At 46.1% G+C, this 15,196-nt stretch carries 11 protein-coding genes; 6 read left to right on the top strand and 5 right to left on the bottom strand.

Going from position 1 to position 15,196, the window contains the following annotated elements; genetic code table 11:
* The first annotated feature begins 98 nt into the window (after positions 1 to 98).
* The 3 genes from OH460_RS17150 (at position 99) to OH460_RS17160 (ending at position 2,647) form a co-directional block, all read left to right on the top strand.
* A complete protein-coding gene (locus OH460_RS17150) occupies positions 99 to 791 on the top strand; it encodes an iron-sulfur cluster assembly scaffold protein (protein ID WP_017071044.1) in 693 nt (230 codons plus the stop codon).
* A 24-nt stretch (positions 792 to 815) separates the two neighbouring features.
* Positions 816 to 1,805, top strand: a complete 990-nt coding sequence (locus tag OH460_RS17155) for a GGGtGRT protein (protein WP_269999009.1) — start codon at positions 816 to 818, stop codon at positions 1,803 to 1,805.
* Between the two features lie 200 nt (positions 1,806 to 2,005).
* Positions 2,006 to 2,647 carry a MarC family protein gene (locus tag OH460_RS17160; protein ID WP_004737591.1) on the top strand — a complete coding sequence of 214 codons (642 nt, stop codon included), beginning with the start codon at positions 2,006 to 2,008 and terminating at the stop codon, positions 2,645 to 2,647.
* 84 nt (positions 2,648 to 2,731) lie between these two features.
* Here OH460_RS17160 and ushA read toward each other — a convergent pair whose 3' ends face one another.
* The gene (gene ushA, locus OH460_RS17165) at positions 2,732 to 4,432 is read right to left on the bottom strand and encodes a bifunctional UDP-sugar hydrolase/5'-nucleotidase UshA (protein WP_269998966.1); all 1,701 of its coding nucleotides are present in this window, start codon (positions 4,430 to 4,432) and stop codon (positions 2,732 to 2,734) included.
* 504 nt (positions 4,433 to 4,936) lie between these two features.
* Here ushA and dapD point away from each other — a divergent pair.
* Positions 4,937 to 5,968 (top strand): 2,3,4,5-tetrahydropyridine-2,6-dicarboxylate N-succinyltransferase, encoded by a 1,032-nt coding sequence (gene dapD, locus OH460_RS17170; RefSeq protein WP_269998967.1) that lies wholly within the window; start codon positions 4,937 to 4,939, stop codon positions 5,966 to 5,968.
* Between the two features lie 112 nt (positions 5,969 to 6,080).
* Here dapD and OH460_RS17175 read toward each other — a convergent pair whose 3' ends face one another.
* Both OH460_RS17175 and purL read right to left on the bottom strand, forming a co-directional pair.
* Positions 6,081 to 6,614, bottom strand: coding sequence for a DUF3332 domain-containing protein (locus OH460_RS17175; protein ID WP_019823893.1), 534 nt, complete (start codon positions 6,612 to 6,614; stop codon positions 6,081 to 6,083).
* Between the two features lie 254 nt (positions 6,615 to 6,868).
* Positions 6,869 to 10,765, bottom strand: a complete 3,897-nt coding sequence (gene purL / locus OH460_RS17180; protein ID WP_269998968.1) for a phosphoribosylformylglycinamidine synthase — start codon at positions 10,763 to 10,765, stop codon at positions 6,869 to 6,871.
* Between the two features lie 329 nt (positions 10,766 to 11,094).
* On the opposite strand from purL, the gene mltF reads away from it, so the two are divergent.
* Together mltF and OH460_RS17190 are read left to right on the top strand one after the other, a co-directional pair.
* Positions 11,095 to 12,663 (top strand): membrane-bound lytic murein transglycosylase MltF, encoded by a 1,569-nt coding sequence (mltF, locus tag OH460_RS17185; protein WP_269998969.1) that lies wholly within the window; start codon positions 11,095 to 11,097, stop codon positions 12,661 to 12,663.
* Positions 12,664 to 12,990: 327 nt separating this feature from the next.
* Positions 12,991 to 13,122 (top strand): hypothetical protein, encoded by a 132-nt coding sequence (locus tag OH460_RS17190; protein WP_017059878.1) that lies wholly within the window; start codon positions 12,991 to 12,993, stop codon positions 13,120 to 13,122.
* 60 nt (positions 13,123 to 13,182) lie between these two features.
* Here OH460_RS17190 and tadA read toward each other — a convergent pair whose 3' ends face one another.
* Both tadA and OH460_RS17200 read right to left on the bottom strand, forming a co-directional pair.
* Entirely contained in the window at positions 13,183 to 13,731 is a 549-nt protein-coding gene (tadA, locus tag OH460_RS17195; protein ID WP_102425508.1) for a tRNA adenosine(34) deaminase TadA, read from the bottom strand.
* 125 nt (positions 13,732 to 13,856) lie between these two features.
* Positions 13,857 to 15,146: a hemolysin family protein gene (locus tag OH460_RS17200; RefSeq protein ID WP_239940682.1), complete on the bottom strand. Its 1,290-nt coding sequence runs from the start codon at positions 15,144 to 15,146 to the stop codon at positions 13,857 to 13,859.
* Positions 15,147 to 15,196 lie beyond the last annotated feature (50 nt).

The following is a 15,196-nucleotide window of genomic DNA, read 5'->3' on the forward strand; positions in this document are numbered from 1 at the left end:
GATACTCAAGATCTGTAGTGAATCAGCCGCACCTCTTCCAACACGTCCTGTTTTCTCAACGCCCTAGGTCAATACGACTTTATTAGTGAGAAAACATTATGCATTATTCTTCAGAAATTCAATCCATGTGCCCTATTCAAAGGGGTGATCTTCATAACTCGGCTCCAATCCCAGTTGAAGGTGCCATGGTTAGTCCAAAAGATGTTATCGCTATCTCAGGTTTGAGCCACGGTGTTGGGACTTGTGCACCACAACAAGGTGCGGCAAAACTGACTCTTAACGTGAAAAACGGCATCATTGAAGAAGCACTCATTGAAACTATCGGCTGCTCCGGCATGACACAATCTGCCGCGATGGCCGCTGAAATCCTCACCGGAAAAACTATTCTAGAAGCACTTAATACTGACTTGGTATGTGACGCGATCAACGTCGCGATGCGCGAAATCTTCCTGCAGTTTGTTTACGGTCGAACTCAATCTGCTTTCTCTGAAGGTGGCCTTGAAATCGGCGCCGCATTGGAAGACTTAGGTCAAACCCAGCGCAGCCAAGTTGGTACCAGTTACTCAACCGCAGCAAAAGGCGTCCGTTACCTAGAACTCGCAGAAGGTTACGTAACCAAGCTTGCACTTGATGACCACAGCGAAGTGATTGGTTACGAGTATCTCAACCTCGGCAAAATGATGAAGGCGATTAATCAAGGTGTGCCAGCCAATGAAGCGGCCGACCTTGCTACAGGGACTTATGGTCGCTTCGATGAAGCTGTGACCACGATTAACCCACGCCAACAATAATTTTTGCCAATTTAGAGGAAAGATATTATGAACACTCAATTTAATGAATCAGTAACTCGCGCATTGGCAGAAATGAACTTCGACTCTTTGGCGCAAGCAGAGCAATACTGTAAAGCACACAATGTAGACCCAAAAACATTGGTGATGGACACTCAACCAATTGCTTTTGAAAGCGCAGCCGATGCATACACCTTAGGCACAGCTATGGCTCTATTCCGTAAAGCAAGCAACGCTGAACAAGCAGCGAATATCATTGGTGAAGGCCTCCAAGCATTCACAAAACCCGGTAGTGTCGCTGAGCAACGTCAAGTGGGTATTGGTCATGGTGCGCTTGCTGCTCGTCTTCTGAATGAAGAGAGCCACTGCTTTGCTTTTCTTGCAGGTCACGAGTCATTTGCGGCAGCTGAAGGTGCAATCAAAATCGCACTGAACGTCAATAAATCACGTAAAAATCCATTGAAAGTTATCCTAAATGGCTTAGGTAAAGATGCGGCGTACTTAATCTCACGCATCAATGGCTTCACTTACGTGCGCACTCAGTACGACTACCAAACCGGTGAACTCGTTGAAACAGAACGTCGCCGTTTCTCAAATGGCCCTCGTGGCGAGATCTTATGCTACGGCGCCGATGATGTTCGTGAAGGTGTGGCAATCATGCACAGAGAAGAGGTAGATGTGAGCATTACGGGTAACTCAACCAACCCAACACGCTTCCAACATCCTGTTGCGGGTATCTACAAAGCAGAGCGAACTCGCCAAGGTCTACCTTATTTCTCTGTCGCTTCAGGCGGTGGTACAGGTCGAACTTTACACCCAGACAACGTTGCTGCTGGCCCTGCATCTTACGGCATGACAGACACCATGGGCAGAATGCACGCAGACGCTCAGTTTGCAGGTAGCTCTTCAGTTCCTGCTCACGTTGCGATGATGGGTTTCATCGGCATGGGTAACAACCCAATGGTAGGGGCTACGGTTGCACTGGCTGTCGCAGTAAGCGAGTCTCAAAGCGCATAACGATAGCAGTGATTGTCAGCATCGCACGGCCCAAGCCGAAGCGTTAATTGAAAAATCGACACTAACACACAACCAAAACTCTACTCCCATCACTAAAACTACACAGCCAGCCCTATGCTGGCTGTTTTTTATTCATACTTGCTCTAGTATCTATTCTTATTCAACATGTGTATTTAACTGCATCTTTTTAAAGGAATAATATGAAAGAGCTCATCATTCATACCATCACCGTGTTCATGGGCTTTTTCGCCATCATGAACCCTATCGCTAACACACCGATCTTTCTTGGTTTAACAGGCGACAACGACAGGGAGACAGTTAAGTCAATCGCGTTCCGCTCAGTGTTTATCGCATTCATTATCGTCAGTACGTTTGCCATTTCAGGTAAACTGATTTTTGACCTTTTTGGTATCACGCTTTATGCCCTGCGCATCACAGGCGGTATTTTGGTCTTCTTGATTGGCTTTCACATGCTTCAAGGTGAATCAACACACTCGAAGGCGAAAGAGAAGGTCAATTCAGACGCCCAGCAAGATGCAGCGCTAAGTATTGCGGTATCACCACTCGCAATGCCTATACTGGCTGGCCCAGGGACAATTGCCACCGCGATGAACTTTGCCAGCACCGAAGGCATCTATGAAACCGTCATCACCATCATCGCGTTTGGTCTGTTGTGTACCTTAACTTACGTATTGTTTGTGTTTGGCGAACGCTTCGTGAAAGCGGTAGGGCCAAGCGCACTGAACGTGATTACTCGAATGATGGGTTTGATACTGGCTGTTATCGGTATGCAGATGTTGATTGAAGGGATCGAGCAAGCTCATAAAGCGCTGTTTGTTTAAGCTCAGAACAACGAATTTCTGATACAAAAATAGCCAGCGATTCGCTGGCTATTTTCTTTGTCGTTTTTGTTTATGAGTTATAAATTAGCTAGCAGGACAACCTTTCACTTCCAAGCCATTACTCATATAGATTAACTTACCAGCTTCTGGCGCATAATCTGCAGCTGTTATATTAGGATGCTTCACAAAGAATTCACGAAGTACAAAGGCATCCGCCAGCTGCGTCGATTCAACATCGATTACCGGATAATCATCACCACCAGCTGCACTAAAGCTGATCACAGAGAAGGTATAAGTATCAGTTAAGCTGAAACCTTTATTGTTAATGTCACGTATGGTCACATCACTCGAGTCGCAATTTACAGTCAAGCTAATATTATCCAGTTGAGCATAAGCGCCAGAACCTGCCGTCATCGTAGCAACAACGCCTAAATACTCTTTTACTTCAGCTCCTGTCATCGTAGCTTTGGTTACGAAATTACCAAAAGGTTGAACCGTCAACACATCACGATACGTCACATCCCCCACTTGAATCGAATCACGTACACCACCAGAATTCATCACGCCGAAATCAGCATTCACTAAGTCGTAAGTTCGGTAAGCGTGGCCTAATAAGTGACCAAGGTTAGTCTGCTCAGAGCGAACCACATTACGATCACCTTCAAGCTTCGCATCTGTATTTGAGATCACTTCATCAAGCAACTCTTGGCCTTGTTGCTGATACGCAGAAAGCGTCGCAATCACTGTTGAGTCTGGTTCAATCTCAGTTTGGATAAACTGATAATCACCATTTTCGTCTTTCTCTTTCAAGTTCACAGGAACCAGATCGTACTTCGCTAAATGCAGTTTGCCTTCATAAAACTCAAAGTCAGCTCGACCTACATACTTGCCCCATTCATGTGCTTGCATGATGTAAGTCCCATTCTGCTGATCTGGCTTACAATCATCTCCCGGATTAAAGTCTGCGTATTCATTACCTTCCATACAAACTGGGTTTTGGGAGTGCCCGCCAATAATGGCATCCAATTGCCCTTCCTCCAGTGAACGAGCAAGTAATACATCACCAGGAGCTTCACTGCCATGTTGACCATCGGCGTAGTGCCCCATATGCGTGGTAGCAAAAATCAGGTCAACCGTTTCATTGGCCTCGATTTCTTTTATGGCTTTTTTGATTTCTACTTGCGGGTCCGCAAAATGAATCGTCGCGACATTATCAGGGTTAACCAATTTCGCTGTATCTTTGGTTGTCAGGCCAATAACAGCTATTTTTAACCCATTAATAGTGAATACTTTGTATGGAGAGAAAAGGCGTTCATCAGTAACTGTGTCTCCATCTTTGATATAAATATTCGCCGCTAGCATTGGGAAATCAGCCAGTTCAGCCTGCATCTCTAGCACATCTAAGCTATTGTCGAACTCATGATTACCTAATGCCATTGCGTCGTAACCAAGAAGGTTCATACCAACAAAATCCGGTACTGCGTCCTGCATGTCAGACTCAGGCACACCTGTATTAATATCACCACCAGACAATAGAATGGTTTCACCACCGTTTTGGGTGACTTCAACACGAATGCTATCGATCAAAGTCTTGCGAGCAGCCATTCCGTACTCACCCTTACTGTTCTCCCAAAAACGACCGTGGTTATCATTAGTATGTAAAACAGTAAACTTAGTACAAGAAGCAGCTGTGTCACATGTCACTGCGATATCATCACTGTCCGAGCCACAGCCAACCATCGCTACGCCGATAGAGAGCACCAGTAAAGACTTAGTAAAATTCATAGAAGATCCTTTATTAATCGTTTTAATGTCGTTATGGCTGGAAATATACTTAATTAATATAGGGTTATAGTGATCTTCATCTTAATTACGCAGCTGAAAACTTGAGTATTTACTCGGACTGTAGGCACAAGCGATTAATCAACAGAAGTCGAATAATTCTGATAATAAACATAGATTTATAAAGAAAGTGTGACTCATCCTATTGATACAGCTAACAACAAGGTGGGTTAGATACGAGTAGCGAATATGGAAATCAAATTATGCTGCATAGTTTAATTAAACACTGCAACATTGAGAACGTGGTGTGATATCCGGATAATGAAAACTATCGCTAAAAAGACAAGCAATATCATTTTACAGACTTTATCCCGATGCGCCCTTTCATAACGAGGGCGCTCTCTTTATGATGAACGCAATTAAATTAACTTTGCTAACGACGGCGCTGGTTATTCGAGCCGCTGTTATGAAATAGCAAAATCAAGACTCAACACATGGAGATTCAACATGGCTTTCTTTTCACTAGCCTTCGGTACGGCAACCAAAAACCGCGACAATAAAATCATTGAAGCGTTCTTCCCTAGCCCACTTCTAAACCCAAGCGACGCTCTAGTAGCGGCTGTTGGTGAAGTAGCAGGTTACACTGAAGGCAACCAAGCTATCGAAATCTCTGCTGCACAAAGCGCAGAACTAGCGAAAGCATTCGCAGCAAACGACGATGCAGCAAACGCATCTTTCGCAGAAAAAGCAGCAGCATCTGAGCAACCATTGGTTCTTGTTGTTCTTGCGACTGACGAGAAGCCAGCATCTGTTGCTGAAGGCTTCCTAAAGCTACAACTTATCTCTAACCGCCTAGTTCAACCACACGGTACGGTACTAGACGGCATCTTCGGTCTACTGCACAACATCGCATGGACAAACGAAGGCCCAATCGACCTACCTGAGCTGGCTGAGCGTCAAATCGAAGCTCGCCTTGCTGGTCGCGCTCTATCTGTAGATTGCGTAGACAAGTTCCCTAAAATGGTGGATTACGTGGTACCAACAGGTATTCGTATTGCTGATACTTCTCGTGTTCGTCTTGGCGCACATGTGGGTGAAGGTACAACGGTAATGCACGAAGGTTTCATCAACTTCAACGCGGGTACAACAGGCGTAAGCATGGTTGAAGGTCGTATCTCTGCAGGTGTTGTTGTAGGTAACGGTTCAGACATCGGTGGCGGCGCTTCTATCATGGGTACTCTGTCTGGTGGCGGTACTATGGTTATCTCTATCGGCGAAAACTGCCTACTAGGCGCAAACGCAGGTCTTGGCTTCCCAATGGGCGACCGCTGTACTGTTGAGTCTGGTCTATATGTAACAGCTGGTACGAAAGTTCGCATGCTAGATAAAGAAGGCAACGAAGTAGAAATCATTAAAGCTCGCGACCTAGCTGGCGTTTCTGATCTGCTGTTCCGTCGCAACTCGATCACTGGTCAAATTGAGTGTCTAGCGAACAAGTCTGCTGTTGAGCTGAACAGCGAGCTACACAGCAACAACTAATCTAAGCGCTAGATGCTAGATGCTAGATGCTAGATGCTAGATGCTAGAAAATACGAAGCCGCTGGGGGTTAAATCCAGCGGCTTTTCTTTTATCTATAGATAATGAAAGTCGTTACACCTTCTCTGCGGCTAATTGCTCTAGAGCCTGGATAGAGGTTTCAGATACCAGTGTGCCATCCATGTAGTAGCTGACCTTGTCGCCATCACGAACACCCAGTAGTACTGCTTTCTGACCATCGTTGTAAGTGATATCCATACGAATCGTGTTTTCATCGATTTGCTGCATTTCACCCCATTCAATCTGGCGATTATTGAAGCCAAGTGGTGCTTCTTTTAGTGAATCATCAAGGCTGTCGTTCACATCGATCATGGTATCGACTTTACTATCGAAGATGTGAGGCGCACCAGTCAGTGGGTTTTTACCCGCCCAGAATTCGATCGAGTTAAATACGATGTAATCGGCTGCGGTTGTTAGTGCATAAACCGGAGCAAGCAAGAAGTTAACCCCTGCACGAGCGTAACGGTTATCTACAACCTCAACGTTGAACTTCATTAATTTACCAGTAACGGCGTTACTACCGACACACCCAGCTAACGACATGACAATCGCTGCCACTGCAACTGCTTTTGTGATTGTTGTTTTCATAGTTCCCTCTTATGCCACGATGATTGATTCAGTTTTTGCATAGCCAAACCTGCACACATACAGAAATTCATGGCCTAACAAATTGATTCCATAACATTTAGCGTAGTGGAGATTTTTAGAACAGCAAACTGCAAACGTTAATTTCTTCGCTCTGGTTCCTAAATTTCGAGAAATAAAAAAGCGCAGACCTTTCGATCTGCGCTTTTCATTTTTGCATAACCTAGCCTAGATTAATGCAGCGAGTAAGACAGTGATTAACCCACATTCTTACGTGCGTTTTGGAACATACGCATCCAAGCGCCATTCTCGCCCCAGCCTTCAGGAGACCAAGAGTTAGCCACCGTGCGGAATACACGCTCTGGGTGAGGCATCATGATTGTCACGCGGCCATCCGTCGTTGTTAAACCTGTAATAGCGTTTGGCGAACCGTTCGGGTTATTAGGGTATTGCTGCGTTGGATTACCGTGGTTATCAACGTAACGTAGAGCAACTGTACCTGAGTTTTCAATCGCGTTTAGGTGGTCGTTGTCACGTACTTCTACGCGGCCTTCACCGTGAGAAACAGCGATTGGCATACGAGAACCTTCCATGCCATTGAAGAATACAGAATCAGATTTCTGAACTTCTACTAGGCTGAAACGCGCTTCAAAACGTTCAGATTCGTTGCGAACGAAACGTGGCCAGTACTCTGCTCCAGGGATAAGTTCACGTAGGTTAGACAACATCTGACAACCGTTACACACACCTAGAGAGAAGGTATCTTCACGCTTGAAGAAGTTTTCAAATTGCTCACGAGTAGAGTCGTTAAACAGAACCGACTTAGCCCAACCTTCACCAGCGCCTAGTACGTCACCGTAAGAGAAGCCACCACAAGCTACAAGGCCGTTGTACTCTTCTAGAACCGCTTGACCCGTTAGGATGTCGCTCATGTGAATATCAGTTGCTTCGAAGCCTGCACGGTCGAATGCTGCTGCCATTTCAACGTGAGAGTTAACACCCTGCTCACGTAGAATCGCCATCTTAGGCTTAGCGCCCGTGTTAATGAACGGTGCAGCGATATCTTCGTTAACATCGAAGCTCAGTTTCACGTTTAGACCTGGATCTGAGTTGTCTTTCTTCGCTTCATGCTCTTGGTCTGCACATGCTGGGTTGTCACGTAGACCTTGCATCTTGTGCGTTGTCTCAGCCCAGATAGTACGTAGTTCAGTACGGTTACGTTCAACCACAACAGACTCGCCAGACTTAATCACTAGCTCATCAGATGCTTCAACAGAACCAATTACGTGTGAGCACGCTTCTAGGCCGCTTGCCGCAAGAGTTGAAAGAACCGCGTCTAGGTCATCGTTGCGAACTTGGATTACCGCACCTAGCTCTTCGTTGAATAGTGCTGCTAGCGTGTCTTCACCTAGAGCTTCAATGTTTGCATTAACACCACAGTGACCAGCGAACGCCATCTCAGCCAGTGTTACGAACAGACCACCATCGCCTTTATCGTGGTAAGCCACAACTTGGTCGTTAGCAACCAGTGCTTGAACGCCTTCGTAGAAACCTTTTAGCTGTGCTGCGTTGTCTACGTCTGCTGGCTTGTCACCAAGCTGCTTGTAAACTTGCGCCAGTGCCGTTGCACCTAGACGGTTTTTGCCGTTACCTAGGTCGATAAGAACCAGTGAAGTGTCACCTTTGTCAGTACGAAGTTGAGGCGTAATTGTCTTACGAACATCTTCAACACGAGCAAATGCAGTGATAACAAGAGATAGCGGAGACGTTACTTCTTTCTGCTCGCCGTTCTCTTCCCACTTAGTCTTCATCGACATTGAGTCTTTACCCACTGGGATAGTTAGACCCAGTGCTGGACACAGCTCTTCACCAACCGCTTTCACCGCTTCGTAAAGACCTGCATCTTCACCTGGGTGACCCGCTGGAGACATCCAGTTAGCCGACAGTTTAATGTGTTTGATATCGCCGATGTTAGTCGCTGCGATGTTTGTGATTGCTTCACCAACCGCTAGGCGAGCCGATGCACCGAAGTCTAGTAATGCCACTGGTGTGCGCTCACCAAGAGACATCGCTTCACCGTGGTAAGAGTCGTAACTAACAGCTGTTACCGCACAGTTAGCAACAGGAACCTGCCATGGGCCAACCATTTGGTCACGAGCAACAAGGCCAGTTACCGAGCGGTCACCGATAGTGATTAGGAATGTTTTCTCAGCGACTGTTGGCAAGCGAAGAACACGGTCAACCGCTTCGTTCATCTCGATACCAGAACGGTCAATCGCAGGGTTGTTCGCTTTTAGCGTTTTCGCGTCACGGTGCATCTTAGGTGTTTTACCTAATAGGATGTCCATCGGCATGTCGATTGGCGTGTTGTCGAAGTGTGAATCTTCAAGTTTAAGTTCACGCTCTTCAGTAGCTTTACCAACCACAGCGTATGGTGCACGTTCACGCTTACAAATAGCGTCGAACGTTGCCATGTCTTTGTCTGCAACCGCCATTACGTAACGCTCTTGAGATTCGTTACACCAGATCTCAAGTGGGCTCATGCCCGGCTCATCGTTTGGCACGTCACGTAGGTTGAAGATACCGCCACGTTCACCATCGTCTACTAGCTCAGGAAGTGCATTTGAGATACCGCCCGCGCCCACATCATGAATGAATGCGATAGGGTTCGCATCACCTAGCTGCCAACAACGGTCGATAACTTCCTGACAACGACGCTCCATTTCTGGATTTTCACGTTGTACAGAAGCGAAATCTAGATCCTCTGAAGAAGAACCAGAATCCATTGAAGATGCTGCACCGCCACCAAGGCCGATGTTCATCGCAGGACCACCTAGAACGATCAGGCTTGCACCTACTGGGATCTCTTTCTTCTGAACGTGCTCGTCACGGATGTTACCAAGACCACCAGCCAGCATGATTGGCTTGTGGTAACCACGTACTTCTTCACCTGCGTGAGAATTTACTTTCTCTTCGTAAGTACGGAAGTAACCTAGTAGGTTTGGACGACCAAATTCGTTGTTGAATGCCGCGCCACCAAGAGGACCTTCAAGCATGATATCCAATGCAGTAACGATACGGCTTGGCTTACCAAAATCTGTTTCCCAAGGTTGAACAAAGTTCGGGATCTTAAGGTTAGATACAGAGAACGCCACTAGACCTGCTTTTGGCTTACCACCAATACCTGTCGCGCCTTCATCACGGATTTCACCGCCTGAACCTGTAGATGCGCCCGGCCATGGAGAAATAGCCGTTGGGTGGTTGTGCGTTTCAACTTTCATCAAGATGTGTGTTTTCTCTTGGTGGTAGTTGTACTGACGAGTTTCTGGATCTGGGAAGAAACGACCCACTTCAGAGCCAGTCATTACTGCCGCGTTATCTTTATAAGCAGACAGAACGTTATCAGGAGTTACTTCAAACGTATTCTTAATCATCTTGAACAATGATTTTTCTTGCTTAACGCCGTCGATAGTCCAATCAGCGTTGAAGATCTTATGACGACAATGCTCTGAGTTCGCTTGTGCAAACATCATTAGCTCGATGTCAGTCGGGTTACGTTCAAGCTTAGTGACAAAGCTTTCAAGTAGGTAATCAATCTCATCTTCTGCAAGAGCAAGACCTAGGGTAACGTTTGCTTCTTCAAGCGCTTTACGGCTGCCTGTAAGAAGATCAACTTCCGCATAAGGTGCTGGTTCAGCAACGGTGAACAATGCTGCTGCTGATTCGAAGTCAGTGAAAACCACTTCCATCATACGATCGTGAAGAATCGCTTTCAGCTCAACAAGTTGAAGCTCAGAAAGTTCAGAAGACGTTTCAATGTAGAAAGCCGTACCGCGCTCTAGGCGAGATACTTTCGCTAGGCCACAGTTATGTGCGATATCTGTAGATTTTGAAGACCAAGGAGAAATAGTACCTGGACGAGGTGTAGCAAGCAGCAGTAAACCTTCAGGTTCATGCTCTTCAATCGTTGGACCGTAAGTCAGTAGCTTTTCTAGCTTCTCAACTTCAGACGCGTCTAGGTCTGCTGTTAAATCAGCGAAGTGGGCAAACTCAGCGTAAATACCTGTTACAGGTAAGCTTAATTCACGACAAAGCTCTAAAAGCTTGTTAACACGAAACTCAGATAGAGCTGGGGAGCCACGCAAAATTCTCATGTGCTTAGGTCTCTTATGCAGTTGATTAAGGTGATATTGGAATAAATTCAGTGGGTTAAAGGAAAAACCTAACTGTTTTCTTCGAAGCTATTCCCGAAGGTTTAAAAACCTATGCCGATCCCACCTCTTCAATGCGAGCGCATTATAAAGCATTTTTTTTTGTGACGTAACACCAAAAGCAACCGTTTGCGTGATTTTTTTCATGTTTCTGCGTAAATGCCAGTTTTGCTGCATTTATCACCACTTTTACCTCTGTTTAATCAAACCTGCTTTGCCAGCCTTGCGGGGTTTGGTATAAAGGGGCTTCCACTTTTCGAGATTTCATTTTGATGCCTAAATTTTCTCTCATCTTTTCGTCGAAGTTCCTTCTGCTCGTTATCGCTCTGTTTGGGCTAACGGCATGCCAGATTGAATCTGAACCTAAAAGTGTTCTTGAGCAGATACGAGAGCGCGGTGTGCTTCGTGTCGGAACTCTAAATAACCAACTCTCTTATTACATTGGTCCTGATGGCCCAGCTGGTCTCGATTACGAATTAGCTCGTGAGTTTGCACAAGAGCTGGGGGTGAAGCTTGAGGTTAAACCGGCTTACCGTCTATCCGGCCTATTCCCCGCCCTAAAGAAAGGCGAGATCGACCTAATTGCTACAGGGTTAACGCAAAACAACAAACTGACGCGAGCTTATCGTGCAGCGCCTGCTTATTACTACGTAAGCCAACAAGTGGTGTACAAAAAAGGCCAATGGCGTCCAAGAAACCTAGATCAACTGATCAAATTTGAGAACGAACGCCAGGCTGAATTCATCAAAGCGCAAGCTGAATCAGAAGACGCGTCACCTAACGAGACGCTGACGCCCTCTTTAGTAGTGGTGAAAGACTCACACTTCGAGCCCACACTTAAGCAATTACAGAACACGCACGATGACTTCATCTACGATGCGATAGGCAATGCCGACATCAATGATCTGCTAAAAGAAGTATCAACGGGCGAGCGCCTATTTACGGTGGCCGATTCTATCGAACTATCACTAGCACAACGTTTATACCCTGACGTAGCATTGGCGTTTGAACTAACGGAAGACCAACCTATCTCTTGGTACTTAGAGAAGTCTGAAGACGAGAGCCTGTACGCTTTGTTAATTGAGTTCTTCGGTAATCTAAAACAATCCGGTGAACTTGCTTCGCTAGAAGAAAAGTACATCGGTCATATCGGCACTTTTGATTACGTTGATACTCGTGCCTTTATCCGCGCGCTCGACAGCAAGCTACCAAAATGGTCGCCACTGTTTCAAAAGTACTCGCAAGAGTTTGACTGGCGCTTGATTGCAGCACTTGCTTATCAAGAATCTCACTGGAACCCGGTCGCGCGTTCACCAACGGGTGTTCGTGGCATGATGATGCTGACACTACCGACCGCGAAGAGTGTTGGGGTGACCAACCGTCTTGACCCTAAACAGTCAGTACAAGGTGGTGTTGAATACCTACGTCGTATCGTGAACCGTGTACCAGATTCAATCACACAACATGAAAAGATCTGGTTTGCGCTTGCTTCATACAATGTCGGTTACGGACACATGATGGACGCACGTCGCCTCACTAAGGCGCAAGGCGGAGATCCTGATGCTTGGGGTGATGTAAAAGACAGACTTCCTCTACTAAGGCAGAAGAAATACTACAGCCAAACTCGCTATGGTTATGCCCGTGGTGATGAAGCTAGAAACTACGTAGAAAACATTCGCCGTTATTACCAGAGCATCATCGGCCATGTTAATAAACGTAATAAAGAACAAGAAGAGAGTCTTGAAGGGTTGATCGTTATTCCACCTTTAGAGACTTCTGGGGCTGAATCCAGCATCAGCGCTGCAGAATCAACAGTAAGTGGTTCTGAGCCTTCGAAATAAAACCAAAAGAGCAATGCCTTCCAGCATTGCTCTTTTTTATTGCGCTTTCTATCGCTTACACAAAGGAGAGATGCGGATAAAAGACCGTGATAAAGGCAGTGTCATATTACAGTAACAATCGCACCTTATAACGACACACCACAATCAAGATTATCGTTCTGTTGCACTTGGTTATTGGCTATTGGCCATTGGCCGAAGTTAAAGGCTTGAGACTAGGATTGCTCTTCTATGTCTGCCTCTGCGCGACAGGATAAACAGACGAATCACACTATAATTAAGTCGTTAGTCCAAACGACACAGTCAGACGACCAATAGGAAATCATTGAAATGATGAAGAAACTGAAATCGAAGCGCTTGGATAAGACAGTTGCAGCAAACCGTCGTAAGCGTATGCTTTCAAATAATAAGAAGAAGATCATTTGGCGCAACCGTGCTTTCATGCAGATGATTGCCGAGTAAACTCTATAACCAAGTAAGCTGGTTTGGCACTCTTACTATGAGAGTGCCTTAAACTTGCTGCTATTTCTTTTTAAGCGCCTTGTCTGCTTCTAACTGCTGCTCTTCTAGCAAACGCTCTTGCTTTCGCTTCTCTTTTATCTCTTTTCGACGACGCTTGAAAAACGCTTGTAGTTGCTCGCGACACTCATCCTCTAATAGCCCGTGCTCAACATCGGCATAGTGGTAAGAGGCTTGGCTTTCAAACAAGTTCAGCACAGTCCCTGCCGCACCCGCTTTTAGGTCTGGCGCGCCAAAAACAATGCGCTTCACTCGGCTGTGTAACAAGGCACCCGCACACATAGGGCATGGCTCAAGCGTGACATACAATGTGGTATCAAGCAGTCGATAATTTTCCAGAACCTGCCCCGCTTTACGCAAGGTTTCTACTTCAGCGTGCGCTGTTGCGTCATGGCTGCCAATCGAACGGTTCCACCCTTCAGAGATAATCTCACCATCTTTTACCAGTACGGCACCAACAGGTACCTCTCCCTCACTCTCCGCTTTTTTTGCCACTTCGATGGCACGTCGCATAAAGATTTCATCTTGAGGGGTGAATTGATGGTCTGACAAAGGGGACTCCAAAAACAAACAATAGAAACAAAAAAGGTATGCGGTGAAGCATACCTAATGTTAGTGATGATGGACAACAAAGAGATGCCCACCAATAGCCATGGACTGGATGATTAACTGTCAGTCTAGCTTTCGGCTTCAAGCAAATCATTAACGATTTGCGTCGCTTTGACGCTCACAATACGATTATTCTCAACCGAGATAATCTCAAACTGCCACTGCTGACACTCAACGATCTCTCCCGTCTCAGGCAAGCGACCTAGCAGCCATGTGATGAGTCCGTTTAGAGTTTGGAAGCCCTCGCTTTCACCCTCTAACTCTGAAAGCTCCAAGCGGTTTTTCAGTTCGCTGATCGGGATTAATCCATCCACCAGCAAGCCATCTGGCAGAGACTCAGTCCAAAGGTCGTTCGGGTTGTTTGATAACTCTCCCGCAATCGCCTCTAGAATGTCGTAATGAGTCACGAGGCCTTGAACATCGCCATACTCATCAACAATGAATGCCATCTCAGTGCCCGACTCTTTAAAATAACCAAGGAGGCGTAGCGCCTTCATCGATTCCGGTACATAGATTGGAGATTTAGACAGCCCCATGATCACTTGAATACTTAGATTACCCGCCTGATTCAATAAAGCCTTGGCAGACACTGTGCCTACCACCTTATTTAGATGGTCTTGGCATAGAGGGAATACGCTGTGCTTTGATGAGCGGAGCTGCTTCAAGATGTTCTCAACAGGTTGGTCGACATCCAGAAAATCGATGTCTCGACGCGGCGTCATCAATGAGCTCACTAAGCGATCATCAAGCTGCAAGATATTGCGAATCATCTCTTGCTCACCACGTTCAATCACACCTGAGTCTGAGCCCTCTTTAACAAGCGCATGAATATCGTCTTCCGTCACACTGTCTTCTTCGCCACCTCGGCCCATCAACTTAAGAATACCTTCCGTTGAAGCAGACAAAGCAAAAACAAACGGCGTTGCGATTTTAGACAACCAATAGATTGGCATAGCGACCAACACAGCGATGGTTTCCGCTTGAGATTGAGCAAAGCGTTTTGGTACGAGTTCACCAACTACAATCGCAAAGTAAGTAATACCGACAACGACGACCGCGGTAGACAGAACATTCGCTTGCGTTGCATCCATACCCCACAGTTCTAGTTGAACGGCTAGTGGTGCAGATAACGTCGCCTCACCCACGATGCCGCTGAGCAGGCCTATGACGGTAATACCGATTTGAATGGTTGAGAGGAAGCGAGTTGGATTTTCTTTGAGCTCAAGTGCGATCTGAGCAGAACGGTGCTTTTCGGCCAAGCGTTTCAGCCGACTATTTTTTGCTGCTACCAATGCAATCTCAGACATGGCAAACAGACCATTTAAAACAATTAACCCTACCAGAAGCAGAATTTTCATGATGTTTTGGATTTCCTAATTTTACCGGCCAACAATTAGCCGTAATCCGG

The sequence above is a fragment of the Vibrio sp. Makdt genome (assembly GCF_027587015.1).
GTDB classification, from domain to species: domain Bacteria; phylum Pseudomonadota; class Gammaproteobacteria; order Enterobacterales; family Vibrionaceae; genus Vibrio; species Vibrio chagasii_B.

Coding starts and splice junctions, on each gene's coding strand:
- OH460_RS17150 (WP_017071044.1), top strand. CDS start 99: ATGCATTATTCTTCAGAAATTCAATCCATGTGCCCTATTCAAAGGGGT.
- OH460_RS17160 (WP_004737591.1), top strand. CDS start 2,006: ATGAAAGAGCTCATCATTCATACCATCACCGTGTTCATGGGCTTTTTC.
- ushA (WP_269998966.1), bottom strand. CDS start 4,432: ATGAATTTTACTAAGTCTTTACTGGTGCTCTCTATCGGCGTAGCGATG.
- dapD (WP_269998967.1), top strand. CDS start 4,937: ATGGCTTTCTTTTCACTAGCCTTCGGTACGGCAACCAAAAACCGCGAC.
- OH460_RS17175 (WP_019823893.1), bottom strand. CDS start 6,614: ATGAAAACAACAATCACAAAAGCAGTTGCAGTGGCAGCGATTGTCATG.
- purL (WP_269998968.1), bottom strand. CDS start 10,765: ATGAGAATTTTGCGTGGCTCCCCAGCTCTATCTGAGTTTCGTGTTAAC.
- mltF (WP_269998969.1), top strand. CDS start 11,095: ATGCCTAAATTTTCTCTCATCTTTTCGTCGAAGTTCCTTCTGCTCGTT.
- OH460_RS17190 (WP_017059878.1), top strand. CDS start 12,991: ATGATGAAGAAACTGAAATCGAAGCGCTTGGATAAGACAGTTGCAGCA.
- OH460_RS17200 (WP_239940682.1), bottom strand. CDS start 15,146: ATGAAAATTCTGCTTCTGGTAGGGTTAATTGTTTTAAATGGTCTGTTT.